This is a genomic window from Campylobacter sp. MIT 21-1684 (assembly GCF_026241315.1).
Lineage (GTDB): Bacteria > Campylobacterota > Campylobacteria > Campylobacterales > Campylobacteraceae > Campylobacter_D.
Genome location: NZ_JAPHNA010000002.1, coordinates 123,242 through 141,020, shown reverse-complemented (window position 1 = coordinate 141,020; position 17,779 = coordinate 123,242). Strand labels below are relative to the sequence as shown.

The window sequence follows — 17,779 nt, the reverse complement described above, 5'->3', positions numbered from 1 at the left end:
TAAGGAAGATAAAAGACTAGTATTGAAAAAATATTCACTCATTTTATATCCTTGACATATCTAGCAAAAAGCTTTGTAAAATAGTCTTTAATCTTTACCTCATTGAAACTTTCTTTAAAAAACCATTTTTCAAATTCATCTGAAATTTGTAAAAAAGCTTCATTATCAATAAAAACATCCAAATTCCCAAAATAATAGGGCAAAGTCTTAGCATAGACTTTGAAAAAATGAATATAGACATAATATTTTAAATTCTCTTGAAATATCTTGATAGAATTTGCATTTTGTTTTGGCATAAAAGTTTGGTTGCGGTTTAAAGCATTTATATCCCTTAGAGTATGAAAAAAGGCTATGGCTTTGCGAGTATCTTTTGGGTTTGGATATTTATTGACATAATGACCGATAAAGTCAAAATCTTTCAAAATAAAACTTTGTCCTTCAATGGTTCTAAAGCTGTAATTTTGGATAAACTCATACTCCATTCCACAAGCATTTTTTTCATATAAAGCGATGATGATAGGAAAAAAAGTACTTGAATTTGGGGTAAAAAAGGCTGAAGAGATGATGAGACTATTAACAAGCTTATAATTTTTCTTAAAATCAAACAAAGCATTAAAATTGCTCTTTTTAATAAGATACGACAAAGGATGTAGCACACAGATAAATTCAGGCTCTAAAACGGCATACGAGCGTAAAAATGAAATGCCTAAATCTCTGTGTTTTAGCTTACTATCACACTCAAACAAATCTTTTTTAACATCTGCTCTCAATAAAGAGGTTTTATCGTTATACGGAGGATTACCTATGATGATAACTTTGTCATCTTTTTTGAGTGTAAATTTTTGCCTAGAAACTTCAAAAAGTGAATTTGTATGGAAAGTCTTGACGTTTGTAACTTTTTGCAAAGCATTTTTATCAATATCAGCTCCTATATAAACTAAATCTTTAATGAAAAAATCCCCACACCCACAACTAGAATCTAAAAAAACATAAGAAGGCAAATTTAAAATATGCCTTTGCATAAGTCCATAAGCCTTTTCAACTAAAATCTTTGGAGTATAAAAAGAACCTAAATTGATAGTTGTTTCTTTATCTAAATGCCTTTGTATAGGGTTTAAACTCATCAGTCCAACTTATTCTTTAAAAGCTCATTAACCTTAGTCGGGTTAAACGCGCCCTTGCCTTCTTTCATCACTTGCCCTACGAAAAAACCAAAAAGTTTCTCTTTACCTGCCTTGTATTCAGCAACCTTATCAGTATTTTGCAGTACAATCTGTTCAATGATAGCCTTAATGGCTTCATCATCGCTTACTTGTTTGAGTCCAAGTTTTTCAATAGCCTCATCAATACCCACACTCGCATTTTCAAAGACAAAAGCCAAAACCTCCTTAGCTGCTTTCGCACTAATAACACCTTGTTCTATTCTTTTAATTAAAACTCCAAGTTTTACCGAATCCACAGGAGAATTCTCTATGTTAAACTCTCCTTTCAAGAGCCCCATTAATTCTGTATTAAGCCAAGTAACACAAAGTTTAGGATTGAGATTTTGAGAAAGCAAATCTTCAAAAAAATGGCTTAATTCAAGTGAAGATATGAGTACTTCAGCATCACTTTGCTTAATACCAAATTCATCTATAAAACGGGCTTTTTTCTCTTCTGGAAGCTCTGGGATTGTCAAAGATAGAATTTCATCATTTAAAAGCACAGGGAGTAAATCCGGATCTGGAAAATAACGGTACTCAGCAGATTCCTCTTTGTTTCGCATACTACGCGTTAGAAGTTTTGTTGTATCAAAAAGTCGCGTTTCTTGCACTACTTCTTTTTCATACAAACCATCCTCCCAAGCCTCACTCTGTCGTTTTACTTCATAATCAATAGCTTTTTGAATAAAACGAAAAGAGTTCAGATTCTTGATCTCAACCCTTGTATAAAGCTTTGAATCACCTCGAGGTCGAATGCTTACATTAACATCGCAACGAAAACTTCCTTCTTGCATATTGGCATCTGATATACCTAAAAAACGAATAATAGAATGGAGTTTTTTTAAATAAGCCACAGCCTCATCACTACTGCGAAGGTCTGGTTCACTGACAATTTCAAGCAAAGGAGTACCTGCTCTATTAAGATCTATCTTAGAAAATTCATTTTCGTGAATATTTTTACCAGCATCTTCTTCTAAATGTGCTCTTGTTATACCTATACGTTTGTTTTCTTCTCCTATAAACAGCTCACCATTTTCAATTATAGGTATATCAAATTGCGAAATTTGATATGCTTTTGGAAGATCTGGATAGAAATAATTTTTACGATTAAAAATGCTTTTTTTATTGATAGTTGCATTGACGGCTTTTCCAAAAGCAACAGCTTTTTTTACAGCTTCCTCATTTAAAACAGGCAAAGCTCCGGGCAAGGCAAGGCAAGTTGGACAAACATTAATATTTGGCGACTCTCCAAAAGAAGTTGCACACGAACAAAAAATCTTACTTTTTGTATTAAGCTGCGTATGGACTTCTAATCCTATAACTACTTCAAACATTGAATTTCCTTAGCTTATTGTGATTTTTTATTGTATCTTTATTTTTTTTAGAAAGGCTTTAAAATTTATTTTATTATCCTATAATTCAAAACTTATTAAAAAATTAAAGGAGATACAATGCCATTATTAGATAGTTTTAAGGTTGATCACACAAAAATGCCAGCACCTGCTGTACGTTTAGCAAAAACAATGAAAACGCCAAAAGGAGATGATATTAGCGTTTTTGATTTGCGTTTTTGCATACCAAATAAAGAACTTATGAGTGAAAAAGGAACACATACCTTAGAACACTTATTTGCAGGATTTATGAGGGAACATCTGAATTCTCAAACAGTTGAAATTATTGATATTTCTCCTATGGGTTGTCGTACAGGTTTTTATATGAGTGTGATTGGCACACCTAATGAAAAAATTGTAGTCAAAGCTTGGAAAGACGCGATGAAAGATGTGCTCAACGTCAAAGAACAAAAAGATATACCTGAACTCAATATCTATCAATGTGGAACTTGTGATATGCATTCTCTTGTTGAGGCGCAATTAATAGCAAAAAAAGTTTTAGATTCCGGGATAGATACTATGGATAATGAAAAATTAAAACTTGAAATTTGAGTTTAAGCTTTTGAATTAAAGTCTTTCAAAAAACTTTAATGTTGTTTTAATCTTTTTACCATATAATTTTAACAATTTCTTAAAATTTTACAAGGAGAAAAAATGAAACTGATGTGCCAGATATATGTTATCTAGTGCGTCCTTTGGCTTGGCATTATCTTCCAAAGGTCCGGCTTGTGGATAAGGAAAATAATGTGTAAGAGCTTTTCATTTTTTGCCTTACTCTAATAAAATTGCTTACAATTTTGTTTTCCTTATTAAAACATCACTTTAAAATATAGATATAATAATTTTTAGAATTTATATTTTTAAACAATGAGATTGCTTTGAGTGTCCAAATGAAACTCAAATGAATGATATTAAAGCAAATTTTATATACTCTCAAGTTTAAAAAATATATTGTGTTATATATCCAAAAAGTAAAAAAGGAGAAAATATGAAAAATTCGATTATTTCTTACCCAAGAATAGGTGCTTTTCGAGAATTAAAATTTGGTGTTGAAAAGTACTTTAAAAATGAAAGCTCAAAAGAAGATCTTTTAGAATTAGGAAAAAGTCTTAGAAAAACACATTGGGAAAACATTAAAAATGCAGGGATTGATTTTATACCGTGTAATGATTTTTCATTTTACGATACCATTTTAGATACAGCTGTGCTTTTTAATATAGTTGCCAATCGTTATAAAGTACTTCATTTAGAACCTCTGGATGAATATTTTGCACAAGCAAGAGGCTATCAAGGAGATAAAGGCGATGAAGTTGCCCTAGCAATGAAAAAATGGTTTAACACTAATTACCACTACCTTGTCCCGGAATGTGATGATGCTAACTCGATTGCTTTAACAGGAAATAAAATCCTTAAAGAATATGAAGAAGCTAAAGCATTAGGAATTGAAACAAAACCTGTCTTAGTAGGAATTTTTACACTCTTTAAACTCACAAAATTTAAAGACGAAAGTACAAAAAAACTTGCAAAAGAAAAACTTGCTCAAGCCTATAAAGATCTGCTATTAAAGCTTAATGACTTAGGAGTACAGTGGTTGCAAATTGATGAACCTTATTTAGTATATGACTTACAAAAAGATGAAATTGAGCTGTTTGAAAATTTTTATAAAGAAATCCTACCATATAAAGGCAAAGTAAAAATTTTATTGCAAAGCTATTTTGGGGATTTAAGAGACATTTATACCAAGCTTTTGCAAAGTGATTTTGATGGACTAGGACTTGACTTCATCGAAGGAAAAGAGAGTTTGAATTTGCTTGAAAAATATGGTTTTGCTAAGGATAAAATCCTTTTTGCAGGTCTTGTTAATGGCAAAAACATTTACAGAAATAATTACGAAAAAACCTTAAATTTAATAGAAAAGATTGCAAAACAAGCACCAAATTTTGTATTAAACACCTCGTGCTCGCTTTTGCATATCCCTTATAGTGTTGAATTTGAAGAGAAGTTGGATGAAAGCTTTAAAAAACACTTCGCTTATGCAAAAGAAAAACTCAACGAACTTCAAGAACTAAAAGAAATCTTGCAAAGTTCTGATCCTAAGCAGCATAAATACTTAATTCAAAATAAAACTCTTTTTGAGAATATACCAAACCGTTATGATGAAAAAGTACAACAAAGAGTGCAAAATTTAACAGCGAAAGATTTCAAAAGAGAACCTGAATTTAAAAAGAGACAAAAAACTCAAAGAGAACTCCTTAAACTTCCGCTCTTACCGACTACTACCATAGGTTCTTTTCCACAAAGCTCTGACGTACGTTCCACTCGTCTTGCTTTTAAAAAGCAAAATATCACAGAAGCACACTATACCGAATTTAATCAAAAGAAAATTAAAGAATGTATAAGCATACAAGAGGAAATAGGACTTGACGTTTTGGTACATGGAGAATTCGAAAGAAATGATATGGTCGAATATTTTGGAGAAAATTTACAAGGATTTCTTTTCACTCAAAATGGTTGGGTACAAAGCTATGGGACAAGATGTGTAAAACCTCCTGTGATTTGGGGTGATGTTTCAAGAATAAAACCTATCACAGTCGCTTGGACACAATTCGCTCAAAATTTAAGTTCAAAAATAGTCAAAGGTATGTTAACAGGTCCTGTTACTATACTCAACTGGTCTTTCCCAAGAGAAGATATAAGCTTAAAAGAAAGTACTCAACAAATCGCTTTAGCTATTAGAGATGAAGTTCTTGATTTGGAGAGTGCTGGGACAAAAATCATACAAATTGACGAAGCGGCTTTACGTGAAAAATTGCCTTTAAGAAAAAGCGACTGGCATAGTGAATATTTGGACTGGGCTATACCTGCTTTTAATCTTGTCCATAGCGGAGTAAAAGAGCAAACACAAATTCATACCCATATGTGTTATAGCGAATTTGATGACATTTTAAAAGAAATCGATGCAATGGATGCTGATGTGATTTCCTTCGAAGCCTCAAGATCAAATTTAAGCCTTTTAGATACTTTAAAAGCTATTCATTTTCAAACAGAGGTTGGTCCTGGTGTTTATGATATACACAGCCCTAGAGTTCCTAGTGCGGAAGAAATAGAAAAAACTATTGAAAAAATCATTACGAAATTACCAAAAGAACAAATTTGGATTAATCCTGATTGTGGTTTAAAAACAAGAGGATATACAGAGGTTATTTATGCTCTCAAAAATTTAGTCCAAGCTACAAAAACGGTGCGTCAAAAATACCTATAAAGGAATAAGTTCTATGTGCAGCTTTTCTTTTGAAGTTTTTCCACCTCGCAGAAACGAAAGTATAGAAAATTTAAACGAAATTTTAAACGACTTAAAACCTTTAAAGCCGAATTTCATCAGCGTTACCTTTGGAGCTGGCGGTTCTGTCAATTCAAAACACACTTTAGAGGTTGCAAGTCTTATACAAAATAAATATGGGATTAAAAGCATAGTACATTTGCCCTGCATACACACAAATAAAGAAAAAATTACAGATATTCTAAAAGAATGCAAAGAAAAAAAACTGCACAGCATATTAGCCTTACGAGGCGATGTATGCGAAGGTGTGCAAAAAAGCTCTGATTTTTCATATGCAAGTGATTTAATCTCCTTTATTAAAACTCAAGGAAATTTTGAAATTTATGCAGCGTGCTATCCTGAAAAACATAATGAAGCCTCTGATTTTATCGAAGATATACACAATCTTAAACATAAAGTAGAATGCGGTGCTGACAAACTTATTACCCAACTTTTTTACGACAACGATGATTTTTACACCTTTAAAAAACACTGTGCTCTAGCAGGTATTAATAAGCCTATTTATGCTGGGATTATGCCTATTACAAATAAAAAACAAGTTTTGAAAATCGCTTCACTCTGTGGAGCAAAAATTCCACCAAAATTTGCAAAAATTTTAGAAAAATACGAAAACAATGCTCTAGAAGATGCAGGTATAGCTTATGCTATAGATCAGATTGTAGATCTAATAGCCAATGGAGTTGATGGGATTCACCTCTATACTATGAACAAATCAAAAGCCGCAATAAAAATTTATGAAGCTGTAAAATATCTACTAAAAGAAGAATCGTAAAAAATTAAAAATCCTGTGTTTTCTTTTTATTATTGTGCTGCTTTTGTTTTAGTTGATAGTTTTGAATGAGTAAAATAAAAATCAAAACCAAGGCAAAACCCGGAAGCATTCCTAAAAAAATATACAAAATAGAATTAAAATACAAAAAGAAAAAGAAAGCTCCGAAGAACATTAAAGCCAAAGAAGCACCTTTAAAAAAATCAAGGATATAAATCAATGACCTTCCTCAATAATAGTCGCACCTGCTAAATACACATAAGTAAGAATCATAAAAATAAAAGCTTGTAAAAAAGCCATAAACGCTAGAAGAACATAAGCAGGAAGCGGTGCTATATAAGGTACAAGCGCTAAAATTACCATTAAAAATAAATCATCACCTTTAATATTTCCAAAAAGCCGAAAAGATAAAGAAACAACACGAGAAAGATGAGAAACTATTTCAATAGGAAACATTAAAGGCGCTAAAATTGGAGTAGGGCCCATAAAATGGGCAAAATATCTAAAAAAACCTTGAACTCTAATCCCTTCGAAATGATAATACACAAAAACAATCAAAGCCAAAGAAAGAGTAAAATTTAAGCTTGCGCTTGGAGAATGAAAACCCGGAATGATTCCTATAATATTACTTAAAAAAACCATAATCCCTAAGGTTGCGACAAGAGGAAAATATTTTCTGGCTGCTTTTTCACTTCCCATAGTATCACGTCCCATAGACAAAACACCTTCTAAAAAAGCTTCACTTAAATTCTGCATTCCTCTTGGAACAAGTTGCATTGAGTGCGTTGCTGCTTTAGCGATGAGAACAGCGAGTAAAACAACTAAACCAAGATGAAAAAAATATGAAAAAGTATGACTTGAATCAAGTAAAGAACTAAACAAAAATAAATCTTTCACGTCTTATTCCTTTTCACTAAAAATGCTTCTATTGTAACAAGAACTTGCTTATAATTTTATGAAGACTATTTGAATCTTTACATCCATTCTAGAACTTGATTGAGTTCTTTTGCTACAAAGTATTTTAACCCTATATCTTCCAAAGGTTTTGTCGGAATTATAGCATTTTTAAATTTTTGCATCTTTGCCTCCTTTAAACGTGTATCAAGACTAAAAACTTCTCGAATCTCTCCATTAAGACTTAACTCTCCTATAAAAACACTATCCTTACTTAAAGGTCTGTTTTTAAAACTCGAAAGTATAGCAGCAACAACTGCTAAATCAGCTGCTGTTTCATTGACTTTTACCCCTCCGCTAACATTCACAAAAACATCATAATGCCCCAAAGCAAGTCCTAGCTTTCTTTCTAACAAAGCTAAAAGCATATCGAGTCGGTTTTTTTCATATCCGGTTGCACTTCGTTTTGGATATGAACTCTCACACACGAGAGCTTGAATTTCAAGTACTAAGGCTCTAGATCCTTCCATTACGACACCTAAAGCACTCCCACTAATAGCTTTACCTCTTGTAAAGAAACGATTTGCTAGATCTTTTGCACTCACAAGTCCTTGTGTTGTCATCTCAAAAATTCCCACTTCACTTGTATTTCCAAAACGATTCTTAAATCCTCTTAAAAGTCTAATTTCCTTGCTTACATCACCTTCAAAATACAGTACAACATCAACCATATGTTCTAAAATTCGAGGACCAGCAATAGCTCCTTCTTTTGTAATATGTCCTATAATAAAAGTGCTAATATTTTGAGTTTTACTTATTTTCATTAATTCAAAAGTAATCTCACGCACTTGAGTAATTGAACCCGCAGCCGAAGTAATTTTATTTGAATATAAAGTTTGAATAGAATCTATAATGAGTATGTCATAGCTGTTCTTATAAAGCTCATTGATGATATTTTCTAAACACAGTTCAGTAAGCAAAAATAAATTTGAAGCATTTGCATTCAATCTATCAGCACGAAGCTTAATCTGACTTTTACTCTCCTCTCCACTTACATACAGAACCTTTTTATTTTTTCTTGCTAAATTTGAGGCTATTTGAAGCAAAAGAGTGGATTTACCAACACCCGGACTCCCGCCAATAAGCACCAAAGAACCTTCAACAAGACCTCCTCCAAGAACTAAATCAAGCTCACTATCATCAGTACTAATGCGTATGAAATTTTCAAGTTCAACCTCCTCAATACAAATAGCCTCACTTGGTTTGGAAATTGTGTTTGAAAGCTGCTGTAAAACTTTAATCTGTTCAGGTTTTAGCTCAGTAAAGCTGTTATACGCTCCACATTCTGGGCATTTACCAAGCCATTTGCTTTGCTGATTACCACAAGCATTACATTCAAAAAGTATTTTCTGTTTTGCCATTGTATCCCTTTGTGCTATTATACAGAAAAATTATAAAACTGCTTTCAAGTTCCTCTTTTCAAATTCTTTTTTTAGGGGCTTGCAAGAAAGCTGTATATTTTCTTTTGCCTGTTTCACATTGGAAATTAAAACTTCAAGTAAAAAAATATGTTCACGAATTAAAACAATATTTTTATTAATTATTTCATTTTGATTCTGTGGGTTTAGTACATAAATTCGTGCCAAATTAAGCTCAAATTGCGTGATAAAAACACCGATAATTTCATTTAAAGCACTAGAACAATACAAAGAAATTTTCTCTCTTACTTCATCAATACTTCCAAAAATATTTTCTATAAGTTTTTCATTATCAATAAAATGAACAAAAGTACCTATTTTTTCAGCATCTTGTACCAAAATTTGCAAATATTTTTCAAATTCACTGATAAATCTATCACAAAGATTCAAAAGAGTACTAAGCTTCTTCGCACTTTTTATCAAAAGTTTTTCTTTTCTTTGTTCTTTTAAAGCAGCGAAAGAACGAAGAGGTTTTTGTAAATTTTCATTCAAAAGTGTCTGACAGCACCATAAAAAAGGTTTTTCTATTGTATTTTTTATTCTTGCCCCACCTTCTGTAGCATTGTAAAAATTACACTTATCTTTATTATCTTGTATAAATCTTTCAAGTGTACTTTTAAAAAGAATCCAAGTTCTTTGACTTTGCACAAAACCCTCTCCTCCATATGCTAAGACCTGTTCTCTTGTTTCATTGCTTTCATAATTTTGTCCATAGATATACTCTTTTGGATGCGAGCTTCCATCTTGAGCATAGGCAAGATCCTGTCCAATGAAAATGATATTTGTATGTTCTAAATGGTATGCAAGCTCTAAAGCATTGAAAGCTACTGTAGATCCTGCCGAAAGCGTGCCAAATTCACCTAAAAATTCAAAAGCTTTCACAAAAGAAGAAGGATGTGGAATTAAAAGATATTTTCTTTGTGTATTTTCGAGGTATTCTATGACTTTAGGATGTACAAGAGCTAAAAGAATGAAAGTGATATTTTTATCTATGTTTTCATAATGCTGTTTCACCAAATCAGCTGTTATCTGTGTCCTCTCGCTCATTAAAACATAATCAGGCGCAATACTATACTTTGCAAGTATACTGTACGCAGAATCAGCACAAAAAATACTAGCCTTGTGCTGATATTCTTTTAAAAGTTTTAATTGTTTCATAAGCGAAGGACCTGTCGAAACTATAATAGCCGTATGCACGCTTTTCTTTCGTGTATAAATCAGGTTTGAAAAAGTAGGAGCATAAAGCATTTTTGGTATATTGTGAATAAATTGACTTATGCCCTGTAAGGCATCTTGAATATCATTACCTTGTGCAGTTATAATAAAGCGGATTGCCTGAAGCATTTTCTGATTCACTAATATGACTTGCTCTTTATAAGCCTCATAGTACTCACTGTGCAAATCTAAGAAATAAGTTCGCAAAAAATTACAAAAAAGAGGCATTTGACAGAGATATTCTAAATCACTCATTGGTACTTCAGAATTTAAGAGGATTAATTTTTGACTCAAAAGCTCTTCACTAAAATCGATATAATGAAACAAACTATACAGAAGTTCTGTCTCATCCTCAAAAACAACAATATGTTTAAGGTTTGGGTTTTCAAATAAAATTTTATACAAAATACCGCTTCCAAAGCCATAGAAATATAACACGGGATACAAAAGATATTCACTTTGATAAAGCTGCAATTTTTTTTCAAGTTCTGTACGTGAGTTTTGATATATCGTTGAAGAATTTTGAGTATTAATGCAATTTAAAGAAAACCAATCCCCCCCCCCCAAGGATTTCAAATTTACTTTGAGAGAGTTTTTGTAAATCCTGCATCAATACAGGGCTTCTTTGCAAAGCTTTCAAATTTTTAAGAAAAAGTTCTTGTGAAGCGTGGTGAAACATTTTAAATAATTTCCTTAAGAAAACGAAAAATCTTACTTACTTTGTAACTATATTACACATTCTAACGAAGTTTTAATTAAAACTCAAGAGATAAATAAAAAATTGCAACTAAAAAAGCTACAATCAAATAAAAAATGAAAAAATATGAGAAAACTTAAAGTCGCTATCATACAATTTGCACCTTCATCATACGAAATACAAAATAATCTTGATAAGGCTTTATTTTTGATTCAAAAAGCCTTAGAACAAGGAGCAAAGCTTATTGTTCTACCTGAACTCTTTGATAGCGGGTACTGCGTAGAGGATAAAGACAAACATTATGCTCTTTCTTTAAAAAATTGCAAACATCAAACCTTAAAAAATCTCCTAGAACTTGCAAAAAAATACCAAAGCTATATTGTTGGTTGTAGCATAGAAAAAGAGAGAAAGAAACTCTTTGATACAGCTTATATTCTTGGAAAAGACGGATTAGTTGGTATTTATAGAAAAATTTATCTTTGGGCAAATGAAAAACAAAGATTTGCACACGGAAAGCTTTATCCTGTGTTTGAGCTTGAATTTGAACATTACAAACTCAAACTTGGTTTGCAAATCTGTTATGAAATTGGCTTCGCAGAAGGAGCAAGGCTATTAGCCTTACAAGGAGCGGAATTAATTTGCTACCCTGCTGCTTTTGGAAAAGCTAGAGAATATGTTTGGGATCTAGCAAGTCGTGCAAGAGCTTTAGAAAATGGGGTATTTGTACTTGCTGCAAATCGTAGTGGGAAAGAGAATTCAAAACTTAATACACAAGAACTCTTTTTCGGAGGAAAATCAAAAATTATCAATCCTCGAGGTGAGATTCTACAAGAACTTTTAGAAGAGGAAGGCATACTTTGTGAAGAAATCGACCTTGAAATTTGTAAAATTCAAAGACAAAGTTTGCCATATCTTCAAGATTTAAACATTAAACTCCATCATAAAACACTACAAAACATTTATACAATTCAATCTCAAAAAAAGGAGTAAAAATGGCAAAAGAAATTTTAGTTGCTTATGGAGTGGATATTGACGCGGTAGCCGGTTGGCTTGGAAGCTATGGAGGAGAAGATTCGCCAGATGATATTTCAAGAGGACTTTTTGCTGGAGAAATTGGAATCCCTAGACTTTTAAAACTTTTTCAAAAATACAACATTCCTGCAACTTGGTTTGCACCGGGGCATTCTATAGAAACTTTTCCTGAACAAATGAAAATGATTGTAGATCTTGGACACGAGATAGGAGCTCACGGATATTCACACGAAAATCCTATTGCAATGAGTGCCAAACAAGAAGAAGATGTTTTACTTAAAAGCATAGAATTGATTGAGAAAATAAGTGGAAAAAAGCCGAGTGGTTATGTGGCACCTTGGTGGGAGTTTTCAAACATTACAAACGAACTTTTACTCAAACACGGAATCAAATACGACCATTCTTTAATGCACAACGATTTCAGTCCTTATTATGTGCGTGTAGGAGATAAATGGACAAGAATCGATTACAGCGCTGAAGCTAAAGAATGGATGAAACCTCTTATTAGAGGAGAAGAAACAGATTTAGTTGAAATTCCTGCAAATTGGTATTTAGATGATTTACCACCTATGATGTTTATTAAAAAATCACCAAATAGTTTTGGTTTTGTCTCACCGCGAGATATAGGACAAATGTGGATAGATCAGTTTGACTGGGTATATAGAGAATATGAATATGCGATCTTTGCTATGACTATACATCCTGATGTAAGCGGACGTCCGCAAGTTTTATTGATGCACGAAAGAATTATAGAACATATTAATAAACACGAAGGAGTAAAATGGGTAAATTTCAATTATATAGCAAATGATTTCTTGCGAAAAAATCCAAGAAAAAAATAAAATACAAGACTTACAAAATGTGTATTTTATGTGGAGAAATGATGAGTACTTTTCATTGGAGTGATGTTAATTTCAAAGAAAAAAATACTCTCATATATTCAGGTGAAAACCAAAAACAAAGAATGCGAAAACGTCTTGAAAGAGTAAAATTTCTTGAAAATATTTTAGAATTCTATGGTTTAAAATTCCAAGAATGGCAAGGAAGTAAATACATCTTAAGCAATAAGAAAGGTCGTGTTGTGATTGTTGATAACCTTGGTGATCTATGGCATAAGATTGAAGAGTTTGAAAAAATCGTTCCTGATGTTTTTGATGAGAATTTACTTCTTTTTTTAAAGTCAAAAACTAATGTCTAAGATTTCTGTACATATTATAACAGGCTTTTTAGGAAGTGGAAAAACAACTTTTTTAAAAGAACTTTTAAGAGAAAGAAAAAACACTAATACAGCTATTCTTGTCAATGAGCTTGGTGAAATTTCACTTGATGATGTAATAATTGAAACAGAATTTGTGAAAGAAAAAACTATAATATTGCCTTCTGGTTGTATATGCTGCAATAAAAGAGAGGATTTAATCAAAAAATTCAAAGAAATGCTTAACAAATACGATCAGAATAGACAAATTGTAGAAAGAATTATTATAGAGACAACAGGACTTGCAAATCCTGCACCAATTATTTTCACTTTTTTAAGCGACTCTTTTTTATCAAATCATTTTCAAATCGTAAATATCATCACTTGCGTAGATGCTCTAAATGGACTTTCACACATTCAAAACAATGAAGAAGCTTGTGCTCAAATTATTAATTCAGATTGCATTGTGCTTACAAAAAATGACCTGAATCAAAAAACAGACTCTTTAATTGACACAATCCAATCTTTACACTATGGAGTTAATATCATCGCAAAAGAAAATTTTTATTTTAATACGCTTAACACCTTACAGCATAAAATTTTCCATTTCTCGCAAAAAGAAGTTCAAAACAAAATACACAAAAACACAATGCATTCTATTTGTTTAAGATTTGATGGAACTTTTAACTGGAGTGTTTTTAGTATATGGTTGAGTATGCTTTTGCATCGTTATGGTTCTCAAATTTTAAGAATTAAAGGTCTAATTTACATTGGCGAAGGACATTTTATTAATATTAATGCAGTTGGACATCTTGTGTATCCCCCTGAACACATTAATAAACTCGAAAAAGAAAAACGATCACAGCTTGTCTTTATAGCAAAAAATTTAGATCTTACACCAATCACAACATCGCTACAAAGCTTTTTAAATCTCTGTTCTTCAAAAGTAAAACTTTATTCAAGCAAAAAGCGGTTCTAAAAGTGTGTCCAAATACACATTCGAATCAAATACTATAAAATCCTCTACTTTTTCGCCAATTCCTATATAGAAAACAGGTAACTCAAGTTCTCTAGCTATACTAAAAAGCGCCCCACCTTTGGCAGTACCATCAAGCTTAGTAATAATAACTCCATCAAGTTTAACAAGCTCATTAAAAGCCTTTGCTTGTAAAATACCCGCGTTGCCTTGTGTACCATCAAGAACTAAAATTTTTCGGTGAGGACTGCCTTGGAGTGCTTTATCTGCAATTCTTACAATTTTTTCAAGCTCATTTGCTAAATTTTTTTGATTTTGAAGTCTTCCGGCTGTATCGATAATTACTCTATCAAAATTTTTAGCAACAGCTTTTGAAATTGTATCAAATGCCACAGCAGAAGGATCGTGTCCTTGTTTACTTGCTACTATTTGAATTTGAAGTTTTTCAGCCCAAAGCTTTAATTGTTCAATTGCTCCGGCTCTAAAAGTATCACACGCACCCAAAATTACTTTTTGACCTTTATTTTTATAGATATTTGCAAGCTTGGCTATGCTTGTAGTTTTTCCTACTCCATTAACTCCCAAAACAAGTTCAACAAAAGGTTTAGTTTGTGCTACATCAGGATTTTCATATAAAAAATAGCTTTGCATTACTCGTTTTAAATCCTCTTTTTTTACTTCAATACTAGGTGGTAAATAATATAAGATCTCTTCAACTATTTCATAACTTACATCAGCTTCAATCAAAAGTTCTTCAAGCAAATCTTTTGTGATTTTATTCTTCCCTGTCTTCATATGAGAAAGATTTTGAACTGTCTTTGCTAAAGAACGTTTAAAAAAATCAAACATTACGAACTCGCCTTCACAATATCAATATATAACATTTCTTCAGGAATTAAACCAAGATATTGATTAAAAAGTTTGCCATTTGTTGTATATAAAAATAATGTCGGTATTCCATTAATACCACCTAAAACTTTTGCTAGAAGATAATTATTTTCACCTTTGGCAATCTTATAGGTAATTTTGTTTTCTTTAATAAAATCCTCAATCTCCTCATCACTTTTATCTTCAAATAAAACACCTATAATCACAAGTTCATTTTTAAATTTATCTTGAAGTTTATTCAAATGTGGAATTTCAGCTATACAAGGAACACACCAAGTTGTAAAAAAAGAAAATAAAATGGCTTTATTATCGTTTTTAAAATCAAGTCTTGAACCATTAGATTTGATAAATAATGAATCGCCGTCATTGAAATATAAGGAGAAATTTACATCTTTATTTTGAGAAGAATTTGCATTATAATTTGTTTGTTCTGTTACATTGGCTGCATCATCTTTTTCTTTATCATTCCCACACGCCGAAAAAAACAACATTGCAACAAAAACTAAAAAGATACTTTTCATTCTAACTCCTTGAAATACTTCCAGTAAAAAGGTTACAATTATAACACCGATGTAATAATAAAAAAATTATAAAGAGAAAAAATGCAAAAAAGTCTTTTTAGAGAAGAACAAAGAATTCGATTAAGCCGGCAAAAAAAATATTTTTTTAAAAAAGATTTTTTGGTTTTTAAAGAGTGTTTTAAACTGATAAAAAAAAGTAAAATAAAAAACATTTTACTTTTTATTCCTTTAGTTTATGAGCCTAATCTATTAAAATTTCGTAAAGTATTGAATCAAAATTACAAACTTTTTGTTCCATTTATGCAAGATAAAAGTTTAAAAATTGTAAAATTGAGATTGCCTTTCATAAAAAAAAGGTTTGGGGTTTTAGAGTCTAACAATTCATTTTTAAAAGTTGTTATTGATGTAGCAATAGTTCCTGTTATTGGTATAGATAAAAACTTTAAAAGAATAGGACATGGACAAGGTTTTTATGACAGATTCTTCTCTGAATTAACATACAAACCTGTGATAATTTTTACCCAAAGTATTGATAGCTTAAGCGAAAAAACTCTGTCGCAACAGCACGATATTGTGGGAGATTTTTACATCAATCCCCATAAAAAATATTACAAGAAAGAAAATACAAATGTTAACAATGGTCGCAGTTACCGCCGCTATAGTAGGCATTGGAATAGGATATTTAGTCGCAAAAAAAATTAACAATGCAAAATATGAAATTTTTGTCGAACAAGCAAAGGCAAAAGCAAAAGCCATAGAATACGAAGCTGAACTTGTTTTAAAAGATGCCAAAAATTCAGTGTTAAATGCAGAATTCGAAGCTAAGAAAAAATACGAAGACAAAACTCATAGAATTCAAAAAGAATTTCATTACAAATTTGACGAACTTAGTAAAAAAGAACAAAAGATCTCCCGACAAGAAGAAAATATCAAAGAAAATAAAGAAGAAATTTACAAAACAAAAAAAGCTGTACAAGAGCTTTATAATGAAGGAAAAAAACTCAAAACAGAATATCAAAACAAACTTGATGAACTTCTTAGAATTTTAGAACGTTCTTCAGGATTAACACAAAATGAGGCTCGTAAAATCATACTGCAAAAAGTGGAAGAAACTTCACGTAATGAAATTGTGCATATAGTGCGAAAATATGAAGAAGAAGCAAAAAATGAAGCAAAACGTAAGGCAAATTATATCCTTGCTCAAGCCACTTCACGTTTTGCAGGAGAATTTGCCGCTGAGAGACTTATTAATGTGATTAATATTAAAAATGATGAACTTAAAGGCAGGATTATAGGTAAAGAAGGTAGAAATGTCAAAACTTTGGAAATGGTTTTAGGTGTGGATATTATAATCGATGATACTCCTGGTGCAATTATAGTAAGTTGTTTCAATCTGTACCGCCGTGCAATTGCGACAAAGGTTATTGAGCTTTTAGTTGAAGATGGTCGCATACAACCAGCGCGTATAGAGGAAATATATGAAAAAGTCTGTCAAGAATTTGAAAATATGATTTTAGAAGAAGGTCAAACTATACTTATGGATTTAGGTTTAAACAAAATGCACCCTGAAATCACCAAACTCATAGGCAAATTAAAATACCGAGCAAGTTATGGACAGAATGCTCTTGCACACTCTTTAGAAGTGGCTCATTTAGCCGGAATTATAGCTGCTGAATGCGGAGGAGATGAAACATTGGCAAGACGCGCAGGACTTTTACACGATATAGGCAAAGCTTTAACTCACGATTTTCAAGGCTCACACGTAGATTTAGGAGCAGAGTTGTGCAAGAGATACAAAGAACATCCTGTGGTAATCAATGCTATTTATGCACATCACGGACACGAAGAAGCCTTAAGCATTGAATGTGCAGCTGTATGTGCGGCTGACACTTTAAGTGCTGCAAGACCGGGTGCAAGACGTGAGGTTTTAGAATCTTTCTTAAAAAGAGTAAGTGAACTTGAAAATATAGCAAAAAATAAAGAAGGTATTAAAAATGCCTATGCTATTAATGCTGGTCGGGAGATTAGAGTTATTGCGAACGCAAAACTTGTGAATGATGATGAGAGCGTACTTCTTGCAAAAGAAATTGCAGCAGAAATTCAAGAAAAAATGCAATATCCCGGCGAAATTAAGGTTAATGTCATCAGAGAAGTACGTACAATAGAATATGCAAAATGAGG

At 31.9% G+C, this 17,779-nt stretch carries 18 protein-coding genes; 9 read left to right on the top strand and 9 right to left on the bottom strand.

All coding sequences use genetic code 11. From position 1 onward, the window contains the following. Nucleotides 1–38 precede the first annotated feature (38 nt). Nucleotides 39–1,124, bottom strand: a complete 1,086-nt coding sequence (locus OQH62_RS01555; RefSeq protein ID WP_266012936.1) for a hypothetical protein — start codon at nucleotides 1,122–1,124, stop codon at nucleotides 39–41. Further along, nucleotides 1,124–2,536: an Asp-tRNA(Asn)/Glu-tRNA(Gln) amidotransferase subunit GatB gene (gene gatB, locus OQH62_RS01550; RefSeq protein ID WP_266012933.1), complete on the bottom strand. Its 1,413-nt coding sequence runs from the start codon at nucleotides 2,534–2,536 to the stop codon at nucleotides 1,124–1,126. The genes OQH62_RS01555 and gatB overlap by 1 nt, the downstream gene beginning before the upstream one ends. A gap of 117 nt (nucleotides 2,537–2,653) precedes the next feature. Here gatB and luxS point away from each other — a divergent pair, with 117 nt between their 5' ends. The 3 genes from luxS (at nucleotide 2,654) to metF (ending at nucleotide 6,705) form a co-directional block, all read left to right on the top strand. Further along, nucleotides 2,654–3,145 carry an S-ribosylhomocysteine lyase gene (gene luxS, locus OQH62_RS01545; RefSeq protein WP_266012930.1) on the top strand — a complete coding sequence of 164 codons (492 nt, stop codon included), beginning with the start codon at nucleotides 2,654–2,656 and terminating at the stop codon, nucleotides 3,143–3,145. Nucleotides 3,146–3,581: 436 nt separating this feature from the next. Then, nucleotides 3,582–5,855 carry a 5-methyltetrahydropteroyltriglutamate--homocysteine S-methyltransferase gene (gene metE / locus OQH62_RS01540; RefSeq protein WP_266012927.1) on the top strand — a complete coding sequence of 758 codons (2,274 nt, stop codon included), beginning with the start codon at nucleotides 3,582–3,584 and terminating at the stop codon, nucleotides 5,853–5,855. A 13-nt stretch (nucleotides 5,856–5,868) separates the two neighbouring features. Beyond that, nucleotides 5,869–6,705: a methylenetetrahydrofolate reductase [NAD(P)H] gene (gene metF / locus OQH62_RS01535; protein ID WP_266012924.1), complete on the top strand. Its 837-nt coding sequence runs from the start codon at nucleotides 5,869–5,871 to the stop codon at nucleotides 6,703–6,705. A gap of 4 nt (nucleotides 6,706–6,709) precedes the next feature. Here the strand turns inward: metF and OQH62_RS01530 are convergent, their stop codons facing one another. The 5 genes from OQH62_RS01530 to OQH62_RS01510 all read right to left on the bottom strand — a co-directional run bounded on the left by OQH62_RS01530 (nucleotide 6,710) and on the right by OQH62_RS01510 (nucleotide 10,968). Then, nucleotides 6,710–6,922 carry a hypothetical protein gene (locus OQH62_RS01530; RefSeq protein WP_266012921.1) on the bottom strand — a complete coding sequence of 71 codons (213 nt, stop codon included), beginning with the start codon at nucleotides 6,920–6,922 and terminating at the stop codon, nucleotides 6,710–6,712. Further along, nucleotides 6,919–7,599, bottom strand: a complete 681-nt coding sequence (locus OQH62_RS01525) for a F0F1 ATP synthase subunit A (RefSeq protein WP_266012918.1) — start codon at nucleotides 7,597–7,599, stop codon at nucleotides 6,919–6,921. Before OQH62_RS01525 ends, OQH62_RS01530 begins: the two co-directional genes overlap by 4 nt. Nucleotides 7,600–7,676: 77 nt before the next feature. Beyond that, nucleotides 7,677–9,017, bottom strand: coding sequence for a DNA repair protein RadA (gene radA, locus OQH62_RS01520; protein WP_266012916.1), 1,341 nt, complete (start codon nucleotides 9,015–9,017; stop codon nucleotides 7,677–7,679). A 30-nt stretch (nucleotides 9,018–9,047) separates the two neighbouring features. Further along, complete coding sequence (locus OQH62_RS01515) at nucleotides 9,048–10,865, bottom strand: motility associated factor glycosyltransferase family protein (protein WP_266012913.1); 1,818 nt, start codon at nucleotides 10,863–10,865, stop codon at nucleotides 9,048–9,050. Next, on the bottom strand, nucleotides 10,819–10,968 hold the full coding sequence (locus OQH62_RS01510) for a hypothetical protein (RefSeq protein WP_266012910.1): 150 nt from the start codon (nucleotides 10,966–10,968) through the stop codon (nucleotides 10,819–10,821). Before OQH62_RS01510 ends, OQH62_RS01515 begins: the two co-directional genes overlap by 47 nt. A 144-nt stretch (nucleotides 10,969–11,112) precedes the next feature. On the opposite strand from OQH62_RS01510, the gene OQH62_RS01505 reads away from it, so the two are divergent. Genes OQH62_RS01505 through OQH62_RS01490 form a run of 4 tightly spaced genes read left to right on the top strand, consistent with a single transcriptional unit; the run spans nucleotide 11,113 to nucleotide 14,192 of the window. After that, complete coding sequence (locus OQH62_RS01505; protein ID WP_266012907.1) at nucleotides 11,113–11,976, top strand: carbon-nitrogen hydrolase family protein; 864 nt, start codon at nucleotides 11,113–11,115, stop codon at nucleotides 11,974–11,976. A 2-nt stretch (nucleotides 11,977–11,978) separates the two neighbouring features. Then, the gene (locus OQH62_RS01500; protein WP_266012904.1) at nucleotides 11,979–12,860 is read left to right on the top strand and encodes a polysaccharide deacetylase family protein; all 882 of its coding nucleotides are present in this window, start codon (nucleotides 11,979–11,981) and stop codon (nucleotides 12,858–12,860) included. A gap of 17 nt (nucleotides 12,861–12,877) precedes the next feature. Then, entirely contained in the window at nucleotides 12,878–13,216 is a 339-nt protein-coding gene (locus OQH62_RS01495) for a hypothetical protein (protein ID WP_323670644.1), read from the top strand. After that, the gene (locus OQH62_RS01490; protein WP_266012899.1) at nucleotides 13,209–14,192 is read left to right on the top strand and encodes a CobW family GTP-binding protein; all 984 of its coding nucleotides are present in this window, start codon (nucleotides 13,209–13,211) and stop codon (nucleotides 14,190–14,192) included. The genes OQH62_RS01495 and OQH62_RS01490 overlap by 8 nt, the downstream gene beginning before the upstream one ends. Here OQH62_RS01490 and ftsY read toward each other — a convergent pair. Further along, on the bottom strand, nucleotides 14,172–15,038 hold the full coding sequence (gene ftsY, locus OQH62_RS01485; protein ID WP_266012897.1) for a signal recognition particle-docking protein FtsY: 867 nt from the start codon (nucleotides 15,036–15,038) through the stop codon (nucleotides 14,172–14,174). The two genes, OQH62_RS01490 and ftsY, sit on opposite strands and share 21 nt — an antisense overlap. Then, nucleotides 15,038–15,598, bottom strand: a complete 561-nt coding sequence (locus tag OQH62_RS01480; protein ID WP_266012894.1) for a TlpA family protein disulfide reductase — start codon at nucleotides 15,596–15,598, stop codon at nucleotides 15,038–15,040. The genes ftsY and OQH62_RS01480 overlap by 1 nt, the downstream gene beginning before the upstream one ends. Nucleotides 15,599–15,679: 81 nt before the next feature. On the opposite strand from OQH62_RS01480, the gene OQH62_RS01475 reads away from it, so the two are divergent. Continuing rightward, complete coding sequence (locus OQH62_RS01475; RefSeq protein WP_266012892.1) at nucleotides 15,680–16,300, top strand: 5-formyltetrahydrofolate cyclo-ligase; 621 nt, start codon at nucleotides 15,680–15,682, stop codon at nucleotides 16,298–16,300. Beyond that, a complete protein-coding gene (gene rny / locus OQH62_RS01470; RefSeq protein WP_266012888.1) occupies nucleotides 16,227–17,777 on the top strand; it encodes a ribonuclease Y in 1,551 nt (516 codons plus the stop codon). The genes OQH62_RS01475 and rny overlap by 74 nt, the downstream gene beginning before the upstream one ends. Nucleotides 17,778–17,779 lie beyond the last annotated feature (2 nt).